The following is a 19,158-nucleotide window of genomic DNA, read 5'->3' as shown; positions in this document are numbered from 1 at the left end:
AGACCAAGGGCCGGCTTGAGTCTGCCCCGAACCCTAACTTTTAAGGGTTAGGCGGCTTGTCTGTGGCCTGTTTCTCATCAGATGGCTCTGAGGTAGTGGGCGTATCGGCGGCTAAGGTTTCATCGCCAGCCACCTTAGAGAGTAGCGGGATACGTACGCACACTTGTAAACCGCCATCAGGGTGATTGATGGCCTCAACCGTACCATGATGTAACCCTGCAATACGGCTGACGATGGCTAAGCCTAGACCACTGCCTTGTGTGGTACGTGCCGTCTCGCCGCGCTCAAATGGTTGCATGATTCGCTCTAATTGGTCTTCTGCCACGCCATCGCCGCAATCGCGCACACAGATTACCAATTGTTCTTGTGCTTCTTGGTTTACTACGTTTTCCGTCACCACATCGGTTTCTTCATCTACAGCGGTTTCGACAAAGGTCGGTATGACGGTTGCCGATAGATAAATGGGCGGTTTGCCGTAGCGATTGGCATTATTTATAAGGTTGATAATCAAACGTTTGATAGAAAGCGGCCTGACGGGTACCACTTTATGGCACTCAGATTGATAGATAAACTCCATTGGCGCAAATTGCACCATGATTTCATTAAATATGGTGTCCAGATTGGTTAGGCTCACAGGCTCATCGGAGCCATCTTTCATAAACGAGATAAACTGCTCCAAAATCGCATCCATATCTTCAATATCATAAATCAGCCCTTCACGAAAAAAATCATCCGGCAGCATCTCAGCGGTCAACCGCATTCGGGTCAGCGGCGTCCGCAAATCATGTGAGATACCGGCAAGCATGATGGTACGCTCTTTTTGCGCTTGGCTGAGCGTGGTAAATAGGCGATTAAAGGCCATATTGACCTGACGTATCTCTGTTGGGCCTTTTTGAGTGGGCAGGGTGGTGGCGTGACCAAGACGAATGTAATTGGTCGCGGCGCGCTGCAGATAGCGCAGCGGGCGGTTTAATTGTCGCGCTAGTAAAACAATGGTGAGCAAGGACAAGATAGGTAAACCAATCAAAAATAACACTAGCAGACTTGGGCTATACTGTGAGTAATACACCACAGGCTCACGAATCCAAAAACTGTCGTCACGGCTGTCTTGTACCCATAATTGCGGTGTGGGCTTAAATTTAAAATACACCTCAACAGGTCGCCCTAATTGAGCGCCAATCTCTCGCTGCAACACGTTGGTAAAGATACCGACAAAGGCTTTATCAGCTACCTCCGGAAAGTCGCTTGGATTATCCACCACCACCACATGTGAGTGCCGATAAATCCACTGGCGTACCTCAGGACGCGCTTGCCAGTCTTTATTGGCGCTATTCATCAGCTTTAGCTCGCTGGTCAAATAACGCGCATGATTTTTGAGCTCTGGCAAATACAGACTGCGCCAAAAAAACAAAATCGATAAACTGACACTGATCAGCACGATAAAGGCGACCATCAAAGTCGTCAGCCAAGTGTTGGAGTAAGAGCGCGCAAGCCAGCCTTTGCGACGGGTTGGTAGATTTGATGGAGTCATAACAATCCAGTAGGTTACATGAGGCGTTATAAAGTATAGCGTTATTTGGTCTAGAAAGGATGTCATCCACCAAAAATAACGGCGCAATAGCAGAGGATTGCCATATGCAAATCCTAGAAGGATTTTACATCGATAGCCATTTAAGCTATTGTTAATAAATAATTAAATAAGCACAGTTTATGTTTTCAATAAATCAAGACTGTGATATAATTATGCCCTTTTTGGTATACCTGCGAAAGAGAGAATTCACATGGTTGTTATTCGTTTAGCACGGGGCGGTGCCAAGAAACGCCCATTTTATCAAGTAGTTGTTGCTGATCAACGTCGCGCGCGTGACGGTCGCTATATTGAAAACATCGGCTTTTTTAACCCACTCGCTAAAGAGTCTGAAGAAGCAGTACGCCTAAACATGGAAGCGTACAATGCGTGGATCGCCAAAGGTGCCCAGCCTTCAGATCGCGTTGCTTCATTAGCAAAAGCTTATAGCAAGTCTGCCGCTCAAACTGAAGCCACTGCTTAAGTTTGTTGGTCGCTGAGGTGCCTATAGTTTGACTATGGCAGTCTCAATAGACTTGAGAACACATAGCGTAACTGGTCTGACCAGGGTGCGCCATTAACTGTTTATCGCTTTTAACGCAGTTTTCAATGATTGTTGCTTTAATCGTGATTGTTTTACTTACTGTTTGTTAGTCATTACTAGGTTAGCCGTTATGTCATCTGCTCCAGACGCTAGTACCCTTATGAAAATCGGTCAGCTTAAAAAGCCTTATGGTATTAAAGGCTGGCTGTGGGTATTTAGTGATACAGAGGATCGGACGGCGATATTTGACATGCAGCCGTGGTGGATGAAAACTGCCACTGGCATGAAGCCTTTGACGGTGAAAGCATGGCGTCAACAAGGCACAGGAATCGTCGCTCAGTTTGAGCAGGTACCTGATCGCAATGTTGCGGAGACGATGAACGGTGTGACCGTTTGGATCGAGCAAGACGTCTTGCCAGAAACGGCTGAGGATGAATATTATTGGTCAGACTTGATCGACTTGCGCGTGATAAACGAGCAAGAAGAGTATCTGGGCGATATCACCGAAATGTTTGAAACTGGCGCGCATGACATCATGCGCGTGAAAGCAAACTCAGACAGCTTGGATGGTGAAGAGCGCCTGATTCCATGGCACAAACAAACCGTCATTGAGGTCGATATGACTGAAAAAACGGTGCTGGTGGCATGGCCAAGTGACTATTAATTAAATAGATATTAGTCAAATATCTATTAATCAAGTAGCTAATAACTAGTAATAGTACGAGTAAGACAATTTTTGGCGTTAGCGCCAGTATGATCACTGCGTCAATTAAGTAGATATCAGATGTATTTTGCCGTCATTAGTATTTTTCCTGAGATGTTTGCCACGATTTGTGATTTTGGTATCACAGGAAGGGCAGTCGCTGGAGAGCACGTGACGATTGAGTGCATTAATCCACGTGATTATACCACCGATAACTACCGCCGCATTGATGAGCGCCCGTATGGTGGCGGTCCTGGCATGGTAATGATGGCCGAGCCATTATCAAAAGCCATAGAGGATGCGCGCTTGCGAGCGAGTCAGCACGGCTGCCGTGTCGATAGTGAGCACTGTCCGGTGATTTATATGTCGCCACAAGGACAGACGCTCAGTGAGAGTAGTGTGGTCAGCATGGCTGAGTACGATGGCATGATTATATTGTGCGGTCGTTACGAGGGTATTGATGAGCGCTTACTATCACGATATGTCGATAGGGAAGTGTCATTGGGGGATTATGTGCTGACAGGCGGTGAGCTGCCTGCCATGGTATTGATGGATAGTGTGATACGTCGTTTGCCTGATATCATGGGCGATGATCAGTCCGCTGAGCAAGACTCGTTTGTCGATGGTTTGCTTGATTGTCCGCATTATACCAAGCCGCATGAGTTTGCAGGTATGAGCGTCCCTGAGGTATTACTCTCAGGTCATCATGCCAATATTGCTAAGTGGCGTTTTGCTCAGCAAGTCAGTCGCACGCAAGCGCGTCGGCCAGACTTATGGCAGGCGTTTACCCCAACGGCAGAGCAAGCGAAGTGGCTAAAGGCACTGGTAAAAACAGATAAAAATAGGGGTTAACCTTTCGTTTTATCGTTTTTGAATTTGATAAACAGTTAAACAATAAAATTTTGAGCAATAATAAAACGAGTCATCATATTGTGGCCGTTGGTTATAACCCATTTACGTTGCGTCTTTTCATAATAAGATGCAATTCATTATTACAAACAGGTGATATGCGTGAAGCCTCTATTATCTAATGTGAGGAGATAACTCTCATGAGCAACAAGCATCCATTGGTTCAGGTCATCGAAAACGCTCAATTGCGTGAACACCCAAGCTTTGCACCCGGTGATACCATTGTCGTACAAGTAAAAGTACGTGAAGGTGAGCGTGAGCGTCTACAGGCTTTTGAAGGTGTGGTCATCGCTAAGCGTAACCGCGGTTTAAACTCAGCATTTACCGTACGTAAAATCTCAAGCGGCGTCGGTGTTGAGCGTGCATTCCAGTTGCATTCACCACTGATCGATAGCATCGAAGTGAAACGCCGTGGTGCAGTTCGTCGTGCGAAACTATACTACTTACGTGAGCGCTCTGGTAAATCAGCACGTATCCGCGAAAAGCTTGGTGCTCGTCCAACAGCTCAGAAAAAAACTGACGCTGGTGTTCCTGATGCGGTTGAAACAGCGCCAGGTATCTAAGCACAAGTTACGTGAGCACATACGTGATCATAAGTATCTAAGCGCTGCTCTGAGTCTTTGTTAGTCTGTGATTATCACCGCCAGCAAAGGCTCGGACAAGCATAGATACCAGCCCTTATTCATAGGTTTATTTATAAATAAGCGGGCCATACCAAAAAGACAAAACCCCAATCTATGCGATAGCTGGATTGGGGTTTTTGTATGGGCGCAAATACATGTGTGCCTATGAATGCAGATGCATGAGATTAGGCGCTATCAGCGGTGTCGATGCGTATGCTTTGATCCTTTGATTTGCTGTGCTTACGCAAACGGATATACAGTGTCTTGGTGACAGTGGCCACAACTTTTTGCTGCTCATCGACGATATCGACACTGTAGTCGCGAAATACCGCCCCTCCATCTTTGGCCAGCTCTTGAATGGTAATGATCTCAGCGCTCGGTATCTTCATCCTTGCAGTGACTTTGCTATGGCCTGGCGCGACAAAGTCGATATGTGAGCTTTTGTCCCATACCACATAATGACTGCCCAATTGATGCATCAGCATGAGCATATAAAACGGATCGACCATAGAGTAGAGGCTGCCACCGAACTGGGTGCCGACGATGTTTTTATTTAAGCTATTCAAACCCATACTGACCACACATAAACCTTGATCGAGGCTGATATGCTCGATTTTGATGCCAGCTCCGACGTAAGGCGCGTAGGTGTTGATACGCAGTTTGAGTAAATGCGGTGTCAACAATGGCATGATGCTTTGTTTGGCGCGACGCTTTAAGGTCTCAAGGTTGGTGGGTAGTAAGCTCATAAAGGAATCCTGTTACTTCTTTTCGATTTTTAATTATTAAGTCAAATAGCTGACACCTGTTGCAGGGTATCTAGCGTGAAAGCTATTTATCATAAGTAAAAATCGTCTTTACCGCTAGGTTTAAAGCGTAAGTATGCCTCATTATAAATAAGATAAATGATGAATATATGAGGCAGCACGTCGCCCTGAGCACGGTCATCGCTAAGCAATCTGTGGTTGTTTTTCTAAAATAAATGATTGATAAGTTTGCAAAAATGATAACTTAAAACTTTAAGTTATCAATCAAACCGAGACGCATAGTATCTTTATATGGTTCCGCGCTCGCATTTCACTGTCCTGTGACATACAATAGCCTGCAATTTGTACTGCCCTGTGATTTTATCAAGTCACGTCAGTGCACTGCCCGTCCATCGAAGCCTCAGTCGACATAAGGAAATGTGATGAGTAACACTCAGATCCCTGCCTCAGGGTCTAATCCGCCACCATCGAATCCATCCAATTACGACAGCGAACCACAAGGCAGCTACCTTGATCTACACAAGCCCAGCTCAAGCTTTGAGAGTCGTGACGCCTATCTAAATCATGAACTACAAATCATGCAGCCCAAGCGCTGGCGGGTAAACTTGCCGTTTCGTGATTATCGTTTTGAGTATGAAGATACCATCCCTGCGATGGCCGCAACGATCGGTAAGGTGGTGATGGTAGGTGCTATTGCCGCTACGTTTGCAGGGCCGCTTGGGCTAAGCGATGCCTTTGTATTAGAAAACGTGCGCTATGAGCTGTTAATTGTCGCTTTCTTTGTGATTTTATTCTCAGGCTTTCTGCTACCGACGGCCAACCTTGCTGGTACGCACGGGCCACTGATTCCACTGATTCCTATCGTCGTTGCTGCTGGTGGTCACCCGATGGCCTTTGGCTTGCTCATCGGTGCTTTTGGGCTATTACTAGCCATTAGTAAAGGAGGCAGTCTGCTGGCAAACTTGACCAGTAAAGGCGTGTGTGGCGGTCTGCTGCTTTATTTGGGTTTTATTGGCACCCTCTCGCAGGTCAAAAATCTTTTTGCATGGGCCGAAGGTATCGGCATGGCGCATATCGCCTTTGTGGTGATTTTGCTGACCATCATCCTGTACGCGGTGTTAGAAAACTTTCAAAAGCGCTGGCTGGCTGTACCGTTAAGCTGCTTGTTAGGTGGCGGTGTGGCCTTTGCCATGGGCGCGCCTTTTGCCTTTGAGACAGCGCCTGGCCTGCCAAATATGAACCCGATGTACTGGTGGGGGGAGGACACGGGCTGGATGCTAGGCTTACCGACGATTGAAAGCTTTGTGGTGGTATTGCCATTTGCGGTATTGGCCGTCGCTATGTGGTCACCGGATTTTTTGGGTCATCAGGTCTTTCAAAAGATCAGCTACCCAAAGCGTACCGAGCGCGTGTTGATGGATATCGATGACACGATGACCAGTGCCTCTATCCGTCAGGTCGCAGGATCTATCCTTGGCGGCGCAAACTTTGCGTCATCATGGGGTACGTATATCGTACCAGCTGCGATTGCCAAACGCCCGATTCCAGCGGGTGCGGTACTCACAGGACTGTTTTGTGTGATCGCTGCTATCTGGGGCTATCCGATGGATTTGGCGATTTGGGAGCCGGTGATGTGTGTGGCGCTGATCGTCGGGGTCTTTATTCCGCTGCTTGAGGCGGGGATGGAGATGACGCGCGAAGGTAAAACCACGCAGTCTGCTGCGATTGTGGTCTTTGCCTCGGCATTGGTCAACCCAGCCTTTGGCTGGTCGATTACCTTGGTGCTTGATAACCTAGGTTTGATTGGCTCAAAGGAGCGTAGTGCGAGCCTATCAAAGATGAGCCGCTGGATTATTCCTGTCATTACCTTTGTGATATTGACTGGTGTCATGGCGGTGGTTGGGATGTTGCCGGGCATTCCTGCACTATTACCGAACTTCCGTCATTAGAAATTTTGCCTACCACAAAAAAAGAAAAGCCAGCCTCGTGCTGGTTTTTTTGTGTGTAAGCGGATAAGTTTGATGGCTTGTAAAACGTAGGCTGCCGCCCCATAAATAGCTGTATATCAGTGTCTTAAGAGCAATAAATTTTATGGTTAATGTCTCAGAGTCGAGTCCCGTCGAGGATAAAAAAGCCCGCCTCAAACATCTAATTCAGCGCCTGCCAAACTTGCCAGGGGTCTATAAAATGCTGGGTAAAAACAGTGATATTTTATATGTGGGCAAGGCAAAATCGTTAAAAAGTCGCGTCAATAGCTACTTCGCTAAGACCATTGACCATCCAAAGACGCGGGCACTGGTGGCACGGATTCACGATATCGAGACCATCATTACCCGTAGTGAGACCGAGGCATTGCTGCTTGAGCAAAACCTGATTAAAGAATACCGTCCCCCTTATAACGTCCTACTGCGTGATGATAAATCTTATCTGTATGTGTTTATCTCAGCGGATAAGCCTTATCCAAGATTGGCTTATGGCCGCGGCAAAGGCAATCACCAAAAAGGTCGGTTTTTTGGGCCTTTTCCTTCTGCTCATGCGGCCAAAGAAACCTTGGTGCTCATGCAAAAGATGTTTCAGATGCGCCAGTGTACCAATACGTTTTTTAAGCAGCGTAAGCGTCCGTGCCTTGAGTATCAAATCAAGCGTTGCCGTGCGCCCTGTGTGGGCTTGGTGTCGCCAGAAGAATATGCAGAAGATGTGAATAACACCATTCGTTTTCTCAAAGGCGACTCAAGTGACATACACAGTGCGCTAATTGAAAAGATGGAAAGTGCTGCTGAAGCGTTAGATTTTGAAAAAGCAGTCTTTTATCGGGATCAGCTCTCTATGCTGCGCGAAGTACAAGCGCGGCAGGCCGTCTATACGGTGCAAGGCGAGGCCGATGTGATTGCGATTGCCAGTCAGGCAGGCATGACTTGTGTCAATGTGCTGACGGTGCGCGGCGGCCGCGTACTCGGTGGCAAAAACTACTTCCCTGATGTCGATAGCAGTGAGTCGCTCGCGGATAATTTGTCCGCCTTTATTACCTCGTTTTATTTTCAGGTGACCGACGACTTGCCAAGTGAGATTATTCTCAGTCATGCGCTACCTGACCAACAAGCAATCAGCGAAGCATTGGCCACCCACTTTGAGAGCAAAGTCGTTATCAAAACCAATGTGCGCGAGCACCGCTCAGAGTGGATGGACTTGGCCAAACTGAATACCAACAATGCACTAAAAACCAAACTGGGCGACTATCTAGAGCTGCATGCGCGCTTTGGTGCGCTAAAGGACGTACTGGCTGATGTCACTGATCGCGCCATAGACCGTATCGAGTGCTTTGATATCTCACACACTATGGGGGAGGCGACCATCGGTAGCTGTGTGGTGTTCGATCAAGGAGGCTCACGCCGCCGTGATTACCGTCAGTATGCGATTCATGATATCCAAGGCGGTGACGATTATGCGGCGATGCAGCAAGTGCTGACGCGGCGCTATAAAAAACAGCCACTGCCTGATCTGTTGCTGATTGATGGCGGCAAAGGTCAGCTTAATATCGCCAAAGACGTCTTGACCGAGCTGGGTATTTTAAATGAAACGCTGCTTGTGAGTGTGGCAAAAGGAGAAGGGCGCAAGGCGGGTTTAGAAGTATTACATTTTATCGATCATGAGCCGCTGGATCTGCCCATGGACAGCAAGGCGCTGCATTTATTGATGCATATTCGCGATGAGGCGCATCGTTTTGCCATCACAGCGCACCGTAAAAAGCGCGATAAACGCCGTTCGTCGTCGGTGCTGGAGGTGATACCGGGGCTGGGAGAAAAGCGCCGCCGCGACTTGCTCAACCACTTTGGCGGGATGCAGCAACTGCTAGGGGCTTCGCAGCAAGAGCTGTCGGGTGTACAGGGCATCGGTCCAGTATTGGCCAAGACCATTTATAAAGTGCTGCATGAGTAGGCTATATATGGGTAAAGGTTCGCTGTGCGTATAGAAAACGGGGCTGCTCTAGATAAAGAAACAGCCCCATTTTTGAGTCATTGATGAAGAGTACGTTTTTATGATTCAGTAGCCTGTTTTAGGTAAGTCACAAATCTAAAATCCAATCCGCTTTTTTCATCATGCATCGACTCAGACGCTTCTGCGACTGCAAAGTCGCTCGGCAATTCAGGATAAAACGCCTCGCCGTCAGGGATCTCGGTATCGACGTGTGTCAGTTCAATACGATCGGTGTACATAAAGGCATCACGAAATACCCGCTCGCCGCCGATGACCCAAATCGTATCTAAGTGAGCACCATGGGCGAGACTGGCAGCTTGCGTTAAAGCATCATCCAAATTATGTACCACATACGCATTGTCTTTGCCTACTAGGCCGCTCTTTTTGGCGTAGTCCATTTGACTGCTGATAATAAAGCTGACACGTTTTGGCAACGGCTTGCTGCCCATTGATTCAAAGGTCTTGCGCCCCATGATGACGATACCTTGAACCGCACCGCCTGTTGCTTTGGTGGTCATTTGTTTGAAATGCTGCAAATCTGCTGAGATATGCCACGGCAGCTCATTGTCCTTGCCGATACAGCGATTGCTACTGATAGCAGCGATTTGGGCGACTTGGGTATTGGCATAACTCATAATATGTCCTTATTGTTTTCGTCAGTCAGATGAAGTAAAAAACAGTCTTTATACCGCGACTTTTGCTTTGATAGCGGGATGTGATGCATAACCGTTTACGCTAATATCCTCAAAACGAAATGCAAAAATATCATCGACATTAGGGTTGAGCGTCAATGTCGGTAGTGCATAACACTCACGCGTCAGTTGCAGCTCGACTTGCTCGCGGTGGTTTTGATAAATATGACAGTCGCCGCCGGTCCAGATAAACTCGCCCACACCCAGCCCACAAACCTGCGCAATCATGTGAGTCAGTAGGGCATAGCTGGCGATATTGAACGGCACACCTAGGAACAAATCCGCTGAGCGCTGGTAAAGCTGGCAGGAGAGTTTGTTGTCCGCGACAAAAAACTGAAACAGCGTATGACAAGGCGGCAGGGCGACTTGCTCGGCTTCACCTGGGTTCCAGCCAGAGACAATCAAGCGTCTGGAGTTGGGATTGGTCTTGATTTGCTCCACGACTTGGGCGATTTGATCGACACCGTCATTGTTATAGCCGCCATTCTCGTCTTTGGTCGCGCCGTAGTTGCGCCATTGGTGACCGTATACTGGCCCTAAATCGCCCGCAGGACGATTGAAGCGCGCCGTCTGTTCCGCTGTGGCCCATTCGTTCCAGATACGCACGCCGTTTTCTTGTAGATAATCGACATGAGTGCTACCGCTCAAAAACCACAATAGCTCATACACGATGGATTTAAAGTGGACTTTTTTGGTGGTCAGTAACGGGAAGCCGTCTGATAAGTCAAAACGCATCTGCGCGCCGAAGTGGCTTAGCGTACCTGTGCCCGTACGATCGCCTTTTTCAGTGCCTTCACTCATGACGTGACGCAGCAAGTCCAAATAAGCCTGCTCGTTTTTACTACTGTAACTGCTCATAATATTGCTCTTCTACGCTATCAAAGCGCGTCATTAAATAAGTCTTAATCTGTTTTTTGGATATTTATAGTGCCAGCGCGCTTAATAGGCCGCTTGCTTACCCCAGTCATAGATACCGCGTTTATAGGCATAAACCAACAGTACAAAGCCGATGATAATCATTGGTGTGCTCAGTATTTGGCCTTTGGTCATCCAGCCGAGTAAAATAAAACCTTGATCGGCATCTGGCTGACGGAAAAACTCGATGATAAAGCGGCTGATACCGTAACCTAATAAGAATATCGCCGATGCCGCCATACGTGGACGCGGCTTGGCAGAGTACCACCACAAAAACAAGAATAGCAGCAGACCTTCAGCAAAGGCCTCATAGAGCTGTGATGGGTGGCGGGGCAGTAAATACTGGCCGTTGACCTCCATCATCAACTCCTGTAATTGAGGATTGGCTTGCAATTGCTGCATATCAAAAGCCGCGGCCTGCGGGAAGTAGGTCACCCGCCATCAGAGACGCGCCCCCACAGTTCACCGTTGATATAGTTGCCGATACGACCAAACAATAATCCCGTCGGTACACACGGCACGATAAAATCCAGCACTTGAAAAGGCGTTTTTTTGTACTTACGGGCAAAATACAACATGCCGAGTAAAACCCCAATCATGCCGCCGTGGAACGACATACCGCCTTCCCACACCTTAAATAAATAGGCGGGGTTTTGTAGCAGCTCACCAAATTGATAAAATAGCACATAGCCGATACGGCCACCCAAAATGACACCGAGCGCGCCATAAAAAACAAGGTCTGACACCATGTCAGTGGTCCAGCTCTCACGCTGGCCACTGCGGTACCATGCCAGACCAAACGCGGCGGCAAATGCCAGCAGATACATCAAGCCATACCAATGTACTTCTACAGGGCCCAAGGACAGCGCTACGGGATCGTACTGAGGATGAATCATCATAAGAATATCATAATTATTGATAATAGAATGGGGGTCATAATAGCAAAAATAGCTTGGCAGGCATACCAAATTACGGTTAGACAATTGCATCACAGAGACTGCAGAAATGTGATTTGCGCCTGCCAGCCGCTAGAAACCACGATAGAAAACCGCTAAGATATAAAAAAGCTGCTAATGATAAATACCTCAATATTTTCAGAAGCATGAGCGGATATGGGCTGGCGCTGATAGACCGTATGAATGGATAAACCGTATTTTAAGGATAGATTATGCAAGCTGATGTATCAAAAGTAGCAACAGCCACTGAGTACCGTTGGGCAAAAAAAGGCCTAATCTTGCTCAGTCTACCCAGTCTGCTGGCACTATCCCTGATGCCTGCATATGCAGCAAGTAGCAGTATCGAGCAAGTCACCATTTATCAAGGCTTGGCCAGTGTCACCCGCGCGCTACCTGTCAAGGGTAATGGAGAGCAGACGCTGGTGTTTTCTTGCTTGTCTCCTTATATCGACAAAGACAGCGTGAGCGTGCAGGCCGTCACAGGCGTCAATCTCGGTGAAGTCAGTATCGAGACGCTAAGCGGTGAGCAAGCAGCGCAGTGTCAGTATGAGGGCGATGCCAATGTACAATCGCAACAAGCCGCGCTTGCTAAAATCAATGCCGAGCTAGAAGCTGCCAATCTGGCAAAAGCCTATCTACAAAACCTCACCAAGGTCAGTCAAATCAGTACAGAGGGCACAGTGGCCAATAACGCCCGTGATATAGAAACACAAGCGGTAAGTATCAATAAACGCATATGGGATATCAAGCAGCGGCAAGCGCGGGCACAGGCTGCGCTTAATCAATCGATGGCGGGCAGTAGCACATCGACGCAAAATCGCGTGACACAGGTCAGTGTCCGTACTGCCAGCCGCAAGCCCGCCGCGGTAAAGCTCCATTATCAAGTGCGCGGCGCAGGTTGGCAGCCGACTTATCAGGCGCGTCTGGATACCAATACCGAGCAGCTTAGCATTACCGCATCAGCCATCATCGCTCAGCAAACCGGAGAGAATTGGCAAAACGTCCCTGTCGTACTCAGCTCAGTCAACCCCAATCAACGCACCACAGGCCAGCTGCCAAATGTGGCGCGCCTGTCATTATATGAAAAAGAGCAAGCATCACGTGCTAGGGTTGCATCATCCATGATGGAGCCTTCTCCCATCGTCGTCTCAGAAAGAAGTAGCGATGACAGGGAGGCGTCGGCACCGACGATGGCACCGCTACCGAGCTTTAGCGTGAGTCGTCAAAACAAAAACGGCATCATCGAGTACCGGTTGCCGCAGCGCGTGAGCTTGCCAAGTGACGGTAGGCACGTGCGTACGATCATCGATGAGCAGTCTGGGCGTAGCAAGCTTTGGATCCGCAGTACGCCAAGTGTTGAGCAAACGGCTTATTGGTATGCATCGGCACCATTTTTGACACCTGCTTGGGCCGATGGAGCGCTTCAGCTCTACCGTGATGATAATTATATTGGTCAAGCGCGCTATCAGTATCAAACGCTCAAAGAGCAGGGTATCGGCTTTGGCGTTGATCCAAATATCCTCATTAAACAAATAACCGACGAAGATAAGCAAGGCGATAAGGGCGCGTTTAATCGTAAGCAAACCTTAAGTAGTACCGAAGCTTATCAATTGACCAATCAGCATAGCCGCACCAGACGTTTGCAGGTACTGAGCAGTGAGCCTATCAGCCGTGATGACAGTATTAAAGTAACCACAGTGCACAACCCGCCCGTCACTGAACGCGACTGGAATGACAATACCGGCATGGTCGCTTGGGAGTTTGATTTGCCAAGTAAACAATCAAAAGTGATTCGATCGACCACACAGATTAGCTATCCTGCTGATAAAAAGCTCCGCACCAATTGATATAAAAATAGAAAGATGCAGGCCATTTTAAAACACGACCAGTCCCATAAACTACCAATCCCATAAAAGGAAAACTATGTGTATCGTCGCCATCGCTTGGCAGTTGTTTGATGAGGTGCCGCTGGTACTCTTATCCAACCGAGATGAGTTTTTGCAGCGTCCGACTGAGCCGCTGCACCAGTGGCCTGATAAGCCGATTTATGCAGGTCGCGATCAGCAAAGTGGCGGTACCTGGCTGGGTATTCACCAAGTCATGCACGACGGTCTTTATGAGCAAAATGGACGCTGGGCGGCGGTGCTAAACTTTCGTGATGGGGTGCAGGCAGGGGCAGATGAGCGCTCGCGTGGGGCACTGGTTACAGATTTTTTGACCAGTGATAGAAGCCCGATGGACTTTGCTCGGCAAATTGAGTTGCAAGACTATGCAGGTTTTAACCTGATCATTGGCGATGCGCTGCAAGCAGTGATGGTCAATAATCGCGGCCATGCGCCTACGCCACTGTATGCAGGGTTGCATGTGGTCTCAAACGGTCAGCCAGACGACGGTTGGTTCAAAACCGAAAAACTGCGTGGTAGGCTGCGTCAAGAAGTGCTGCCACTTATCGCCGAAGACAGCTCGCCTGCTTACTGGCAGGACGCTGCCTATGCGGTGCTATCTGACAACCGACAAGCCCCCGCCGATCAGCTACCCGATACCGGCATGAGTAGGGAGATTGAGCAGATGCTGTCCTCTGTCTATATCGAGCCTGTAGCATTTGATCAGCGGCAGGCCCCTCTCCCTACTTATGGTACCCGTACTCAAAGCATCTTAACCTTGCGCCAAGACAAGCATAAAGGGGCAAGTAGTAAAACCACTGCCACGCTCGTTAGCCGCGAGGCAAGCGCGTCTGCAACCGGCGCATAAAAATGCTCACGGTGATTCCATAACAGTATCACAGTGAGCATATGTAGTTAATTAGCGATGCCAAAATCACACCAAAACTATGTCAAAACTCTATCAAAGTCATGCCAGCAAATGGTTGTCCTGTTCCGGAAGGATCAGCTCTTGTTTTAGGGGAAGCTCGCGCACCAGCTCTTGCAAGGCGCGGCGATATACCCCACGTTTAAAATGAATCACTTGTCCTAGAGGATACCAATAACTGACCCATTGCCAGTGGTCAAATTCTGGTTTACCTTCATCAAAACGAATGTGTTGAGTATTTGGCTCATCTAAGCGCAGCAAAAACCATTTTTGTTTTTGCCCAATACACAAAGGGTGCTGTCCATGGCGTACATAACGCTTAGGCAGACGATAGCGCAGCCAGTCTTGAGTGACTGCCAATAAGTCTACATGACGCGGATGTAGGCCGACCTCTTCCCAGAGCTCGCGATACATCGCATCCATCGGCGTCTCCCCGCGGTCGATGCCGCCTTGAGGAAACTGCCAAGCGTTGTGACCAATACGTTTTGCCCACAGTACTTGCCCTTGTGTATTTGCCAAGATGATGCCGACATTGGCGCGAAAGCCGTCTGCATCTATCATGACTAACCCTTTTAATTTGTTTAAAAATAGCTTATTTCAAACCGATACCATGATGACTATCTTAATTATTATAAGTCGACTGTCACCTATATCTGGCCAAAATAAGATTCATTACCGTTATTAAACCAAGAAACAAGCAAAATGTGTAACAGTATTTTGCTATAAAATGTTTCACGAGTTTTACCTATTAAAATCAATATCTTATAAACAGACTTTTGTAAGCTAGTTTCTTAAGGTCATCTTGATAAACATGAGCAAACACAGGTTGAGTTTGTTAACTATTGCTTAACAACAAGGTATGTAAGGTTATGATGGTGCGTTGCCGTCAAATAAATACAGATGGCTGCTGCTTTATCAGGTCTTTATAAAATCTGGTTTTGGCTTGTGCTACACTAACCTTATCGCGTGTATTATTGAAAATAATAATCAGGTTATCTGCCAATCAAAATAAGGAAAAACGAACATGTCAGAATCAAAAGCAAGTGTCACGTGGCAAGAGAAAAAAGCCTTTTTGGGCGTGTCACCCTCAGGGCATAATGTGCAAATCGACGCCGACAAAGAAAATGGCGCAAGCCCGATGGAGCTGATCTTACTCGGCTTGGGCGGCTGTGCCAGCTATGATGTGGTGTCTATCTTACAAAAATCACGTCAAGAGGTCACGGATGTACGTTGTGAGCTGACCGCAAACCGCGCTGAGACCGTCCCTGCTGTCTATACCGACATTCATATGCACTTCATCGTGACCGGTCAAGACATCAAGGATAAGCAGGTCGAAAAAGCGGTGAACCTATCAGCAGAAAAATACTGCTCGGCCAGTCGTATGCTGGTACAGGGTGGAGTGAATATCACGCATGATTTTGAAGTGGTTGCAGGGTAGGGGCGAGAGCGCGCATGAATGTATTTTTTGGGTTGATTCCTGATACCGCCGCATCCGCGATTTGGGCGATGGTGGTGGCAAGCTTGTTGCCACTCGTGATGGCGCTGAGTGCAAAAGCCCTTGGTGGCTTTCGGCTGGCTGACAACGCCCATCCGCGCCGTTTTTTGCAAGAGACAACGGGCGCCGCTGCGCGCGCCAATGCCGCTCAGCAAAACAGCTATGAGACGTTGCCGGTATTTTTGGCAGCAGTGCTGGTGGCGATGTTGTTTTTTGTGCCTCAGCTGATTGTCAACGTGTTGGCTTGGTTGTACGTACTGATTCGTATTGGCTTTTGCATCGCTTATATCAGTAATTTAGCGACGTTTCGTTCGATACTGTGGACGCTGTCGATGGCGTGTCCATTCATGCTGTTTTATTTAGCAATACGTGTGAGCGTCTAGCGCTAGGGCTTATGAACAATTAGCCGCCGCAGCGAGCTTCTGTTTTATGATAAAAGACGAGCCGTTATTGTCTTTGCTGTTTATGCCATCGCTGATGAGACGCTGGTGATAAGAGCATCGATGATGACGGCTTTGTCTTTTTCACGCTTGATGTGTTCCCACACCGGATGCGCCTCATCATAGCCTTTGGTTAGCATCCCCAGCCACTGTTTGTAGCGGCCCACCAGTACCACATCGTTTTTTGCTGCCCCTTCCAAAAACTTAATTTGATGCGGTATGAGCGCGTGCCATGTCAAGGTCTTGTTATTTGCTCTAACGCTGGCCGCCGCCCTCTCATCATCATGGCTACTATCGACACGGGCAATCAAGTCAGGACGGGTCACAGCGCCGCGTCCTAGCATCAGGTGCGGTGTGCCTGCCTGCCTCATGCATTGCTGTGCTTGCTCACTATTCCAAATCTCGCCATTGGCAATCACTGGGATATTCAGCTTATTAAAATTTTGGATTTTGTCCCAATAAGCGGGCGGCTTGTAGCCTTGGGTTTTGGTGCGGGCATGAATGGTCAACCAGTCTGCGCCACTTGCCCCAATCGCACCTCGGATATCGTCCATACGGCTGGTATCTGTGTAGCCCAAGCGAATCTTCGCTGAGACGGCAATATGGGCAGGCACTGCGCGGCGTACGGTACTAATAATATCATACATGACCTCTGGCTCATCGAGCAGTACCGAGCCGCCGCGGTGGCTATTGACGGTCTTGGCAGGGCAGCCAAAGTTGATATCGATGGCAGGCGCGCCAAGCTCACAGGCGTACGCGGCGTTTTCTGCCATCAGGCTAGCATCACTACCGAGCAGCTGGATATGTATGGGCGTGCCAGCAGTCGTTTTGGTGTCTTGATGTAGCTCTGGCACATATTTATAAAACACATGCGCGGGCAGCAGCGTTTGAGTCACCCGTATAAACTCACTGACTGACCAATCATAAGGACGGCCTAAGTCTGCGGCAATCTGTGTTAAGATTTGCCGCATTAACGGATCGGTTAGCCCCTCCATGGGAGCGAGTAGGCGTACAGGATGGGCAAATAGTTGCTGCAGGGTGCGCTGGCGTATTTCGAGGGATGAATGTTGAGTCATGATTAAGGCTTAGTATCTAAATGAAAGGCGATATGAAGGGCGATAACGTGATCGAATAGAGCGGAGCGGTGTTAGGTATTGCTAAAGATGACCTTTTTCCCCGTTTGTAATCCGATGATCAAGTCTTTGATATGATGAATGTCGAGATTGCTCTGCGCGCGTGTGCAGGCAACATAGAGCAAGCGCAGCTCCTCTGGGCTGATCTTGACTGCATTGGTGGTCACGTCGTAATAAAAATCGTCATCGAGCTGTACGCGCCCCCATTCAAGCCCTTTGGCTTTGTGCGCGGTAGAGATGACATAATCGGCGTTATCGATGCTGGTCAAACTATTGACCGCTTGACTTAAGACGTTGGTACCGTGATCATCAACCAGCTTGACCAATGTTTTAAGATCGCTGCCTTCATTGGTTTCAGAGTACTCTTGCACATCGCCCCAATTATAAAAATACGCCAGCTCTGGTACGCCATAAGCCGATTTGCCGTTTTTTAGGTTCTCAGCTGCTTGACAGAATTTCAGCATACGATCGGTATCGGCTTGCAGTGCCACACGGTGTCCAAGCTTGAGTCCCGTCAATAGCTGCGCCATCGCAGCAGCATTGGTGCGACAGAGAATGGCGTCTTTTTTACTATGGACCATGCCTTTATCGGTAGAGGACTGCTTGGCAGGATTGCCCTTTAGCGGTACTTCTTCTTGTAAGGCTTTGAGTAGAGTGTTGGCCACCTCAGCGATCGGCTCTCCAAAGCGAAACGACTGTGTCAATAGGGTTTGTGGTAGTGGTAGCTTTTTCATCGCATTCACCGCGCCGCGCCATTCATAAATCTGCTGATGAGCGTCGCCCACATAGATGACTTGCCGTGGCTGCTGGGTCAAAATCCCCATCATCAGAGGATCGGCATCCTGCGCTTCATCAAACAAGATAAAATCCGCTGGGATACTGGGCTTGGAGAGTGCCCATAATTTGAGATAAATATCATGACCGATACCAGCAGGATGGCGGGCATCGATAGACTGTAGCCAGCGCTGCTCGACGGCAGGGTAGAGCATCTCACGCAGCTGCTCGCTATCTGCCGCATCGAGCCAGCTGGGAAACAATAAATGCCTAGGCGCAGGGTAGCTGGCATGGGTACTACAAAAATGACTGACCGCATCGCTGACAAATCGCGCAAGGCGGGCTGGGGTCAAAGTGATGTATTTATTTATCCCATCCATTTGCCGACGTACTTGCACCGCTTGTAGCCCCAAATCATCGCCCAAACGTTTGGGTGAAAACCGTGGTAAGGACAATTTGGCAGTGATATCACGCGCGACATGGCGATAAGCAAGTGAGTGAAACGTACGGCAGTCCACGTGACTGGGGAATTTTTGCCGAGCATCATTGGCGATCGCTTTGTTGAAAGCCAAATACAAGCCGCGCCCCCGCAGACGCTCGCCGATTAGCTTGAGCGTTGTGGTTTTACCCGCGCCAGCATACGCCACCACTTTAAACGACTTGTGATCCATCGCCATATTTAGCGCATTTAGCTGCTCATCGGTGGGGTCGCTCATATAAGCGGGCATAGATGCGGACATAAAAGCTACCTAAAATACTAACGGTGTCAACATCTGCTGACACGATGGATGAGTAAAAAATGGTCTAACAATCTGCGGACAAACAAGACAGGACAACAACCATAAGGGCAAAGCCATAGG

General features: G+C 48.5%; 17 protein-coding genes and 1 pseudogene. 10 read left to right on the top strand and 8 right to left on the bottom strand.

Features of this window, described 5'->3' with window-relative positions:
• Positions 1–40: 40 nt before the first annotated feature.
• A complete protein-coding gene (locus NK638_RS03680; protein ID WP_274631986.1) occupies positions 41–1,531 on the bottom strand; it encodes an ATP-binding protein in 1,491 nt (496 codons plus the stop codon).
• Between the two features lie 250 nt (positions 1,532–1,781).
• On the opposite strand from NK638_RS03680, the gene rpsP reads away from it, so the two are divergent.
• From rpsP to rplS, 4 genes are all read left to right on the top strand, one after another.
• Complete coding sequence (rpsP, locus tag NK638_RS03675) at positions 1,782–2,051, top strand: 30S ribosomal protein S16 (protein ID WP_075101887.1); 270 nt, start codon at positions 1,782–1,784, stop codon at positions 2,049–2,051.
• A 190-nt stretch (positions 2,052–2,241) separates the two neighbouring features.
• Positions 2,242–2,775, top strand: a complete 534-nt coding sequence (gene rimM, locus NK638_RS03670) for a ribosome maturation factor RimM (protein WP_274631985.1) — start codon at positions 2,242–2,244, stop codon at positions 2,773–2,775.
• A gap of 120 nt (positions 2,776–2,895) precedes the next feature.
• Positions 2,896–3,666 (top strand): tRNA (guanosine(37)-N1)-methyltransferase TrmD, encoded by a 771-nt coding sequence (gene trmD, locus NK638_RS03665; RefSeq protein ID WP_274631984.1) that lies wholly within the window; start codon positions 2,896–2,898, stop codon positions 3,664–3,666.
• Between the two features lie 197 nt (positions 3,667–3,863).
• Complete coding sequence (gene rplS / locus NK638_RS03660; RefSeq protein WP_105244305.1) at positions 3,864–4,286, top strand: 50S ribosomal protein L19; 423 nt, start codon at positions 3,864–3,866, stop codon at positions 4,284–4,286.
• Positions 4,287–4,531: 245 nt separating this feature from the next.
• Here the strand turns inward: rplS and NK638_RS03655 are convergent, their stop codons facing one another.
• Positions 4,532–5,092, bottom strand: coding sequence for a DUF4442 domain-containing protein (locus tag NK638_RS03655; protein ID WP_105244304.1), 561 nt, complete (start codon positions 5,090–5,092; stop codon positions 4,532–4,534).
• Positions 5,093–5,532: 440 nt separating this feature from the next.
• Here NK638_RS03655 and NK638_RS03650 point away from each other — a divergent pair, with 440 nt between their 5' ends.
• A complete protein-coding gene (locus tag NK638_RS03650; protein WP_274631983.1) occupies positions 5,533–7,059 on the top strand; it encodes a DUF3360 family protein in 1,527 nt (508 codons plus the stop codon).
• A 142-nt stretch (positions 7,060–7,201) separates the two neighbouring features.
• Entirely contained in the window at positions 7,202–9,046 is a 1,845-nt protein-coding gene (gene uvrC, locus NK638_RS03645) for an excinuclease ABC subunit UvrC (protein ID WP_274631982.1), read from the top strand.
• A 98-nt stretch (positions 9,047–9,144) separates the two neighbouring features.
• On the opposite strand, the gene NK638_RS03640 is transcribed toward uvrC, so the two are convergent.
• From NK638_RS03640 to lgt, 3 genes and pseudogenes are all read right to left on the bottom strand, one after another.
• The gene (locus NK638_RS03640; protein ID WP_274631981.1) at positions 9,145–9,720 is read right to left on the bottom strand and encodes a dihydrofolate reductase; all 576 of its coding nucleotides are present in this window, start codon (positions 9,718–9,720) and stop codon (positions 9,145–9,147) included.
• A 48-nt stretch (positions 9,721–9,768) separates the two neighbouring features.
• A complete protein-coding gene (locus NK638_RS03635; protein ID WP_274631980.1) occupies positions 9,769–10,635 on the bottom strand; it encodes a thymidylate synthase in 867 nt (288 codons plus the stop codon).
• An 81-nt stretch (positions 10,636–10,716) separates the two neighbouring features.
• Positions 10,717–11,591: pseudogene (gene lgt, locus NK638_RS03630) on the bottom strand (prolipoprotein diacylglyceryl transferase).
• Positions 11,592–11,860: 269 nt separating this feature from the next.
• Between lgt and NK638_RS03625 the strand changes: the two are divergent.
• Both NK638_RS03625 and NK638_RS03620 read left to right on the top strand, forming a co-directional pair.
• On the top strand, positions 11,861–13,495 hold the full coding sequence (locus NK638_RS03625) for a DUF4139 domain-containing protein (RefSeq protein ID WP_274631979.1): 1,635 nt from the start codon (positions 11,861–11,863) through the stop codon (positions 13,493–13,495).
• Positions 13,496–13,571: 76 nt separating this feature from the next.
• Positions 13,572–14,399 (top strand): NRDE family protein, encoded by an 828-nt coding sequence (locus tag NK638_RS03620; protein WP_274631978.1) that lies wholly within the window; start codon positions 13,572–13,574, stop codon positions 14,397–14,399.
• Positions 14,400–14,498: 99 nt separating this feature from the next.
• On the opposite strand, the gene NK638_RS03615 is transcribed toward NK638_RS03620, so the two are convergent.
• Positions 14,499–15,017 carry an RNA pyrophosphohydrolase gene (locus tag NK638_RS03615; RefSeq protein ID WP_075101928.1) on the bottom strand — a complete coding sequence of 173 codons (519 nt, stop codon included), beginning with the start codon at positions 15,015–15,017 and terminating at the stop codon, positions 14,499–14,501.
• A 463-nt stretch (positions 15,018–15,480) separates the two neighbouring features.
• On the opposite strand from NK638_RS03615, the gene NK638_RS03610 reads away from it, so the two are divergent.
• Positions 15,481–15,894, top strand: coding sequence for an OsmC family protein (locus tag NK638_RS03610; protein ID WP_192993195.1), 414 nt, complete (start codon positions 15,481–15,483; stop codon positions 15,892–15,894).
• A 14-nt stretch (positions 15,895–15,908) separates the two neighbouring features.
• Positions 15,909–16,334, top strand: coding sequence for an MAPEG family protein (locus tag NK638_RS03605; RefSeq protein ID WP_274631977.1), 426 nt, complete (start codon positions 15,909–15,911; stop codon positions 16,332–16,334).
• Positions 16,335–16,414: 80 nt separating this feature from the next.
• On the opposite strand, the gene NK638_RS03600 is transcribed toward NK638_RS03605, so the two are convergent.
• Entirely contained in the window at positions 16,415–17,467 is a 1,053-nt protein-coding gene (locus tag NK638_RS03600; protein WP_274631976.1) for a tRNA dihydrouridine synthase, read from the bottom strand.
• Positions 17,468–17,538: 71 nt separating this feature from the next.
• Complete coding sequence (locus NK638_RS03595) at positions 17,539–19,038, bottom strand: UvrD-helicase domain-containing protein (protein ID WP_274631975.1); 1,500 nt, start codon at positions 19,036–19,038, stop codon at positions 17,539–17,541.
• Between the last annotated feature and the right edge of the window lie 120 nt (positions 19,039–19,158).

This window comes from Psychrobacter sp. A3, assembly GCF_028823565.1.
Classification (GTDB): Bacteria; Pseudomonadota; Gammaproteobacteria; order Pseudomonadales; family Moraxellaceae; genus Psychrobacter; species Psychrobacter celer.
This window is presented reverse-complemented; position numbering and strand designations above follow the sequence as displayed.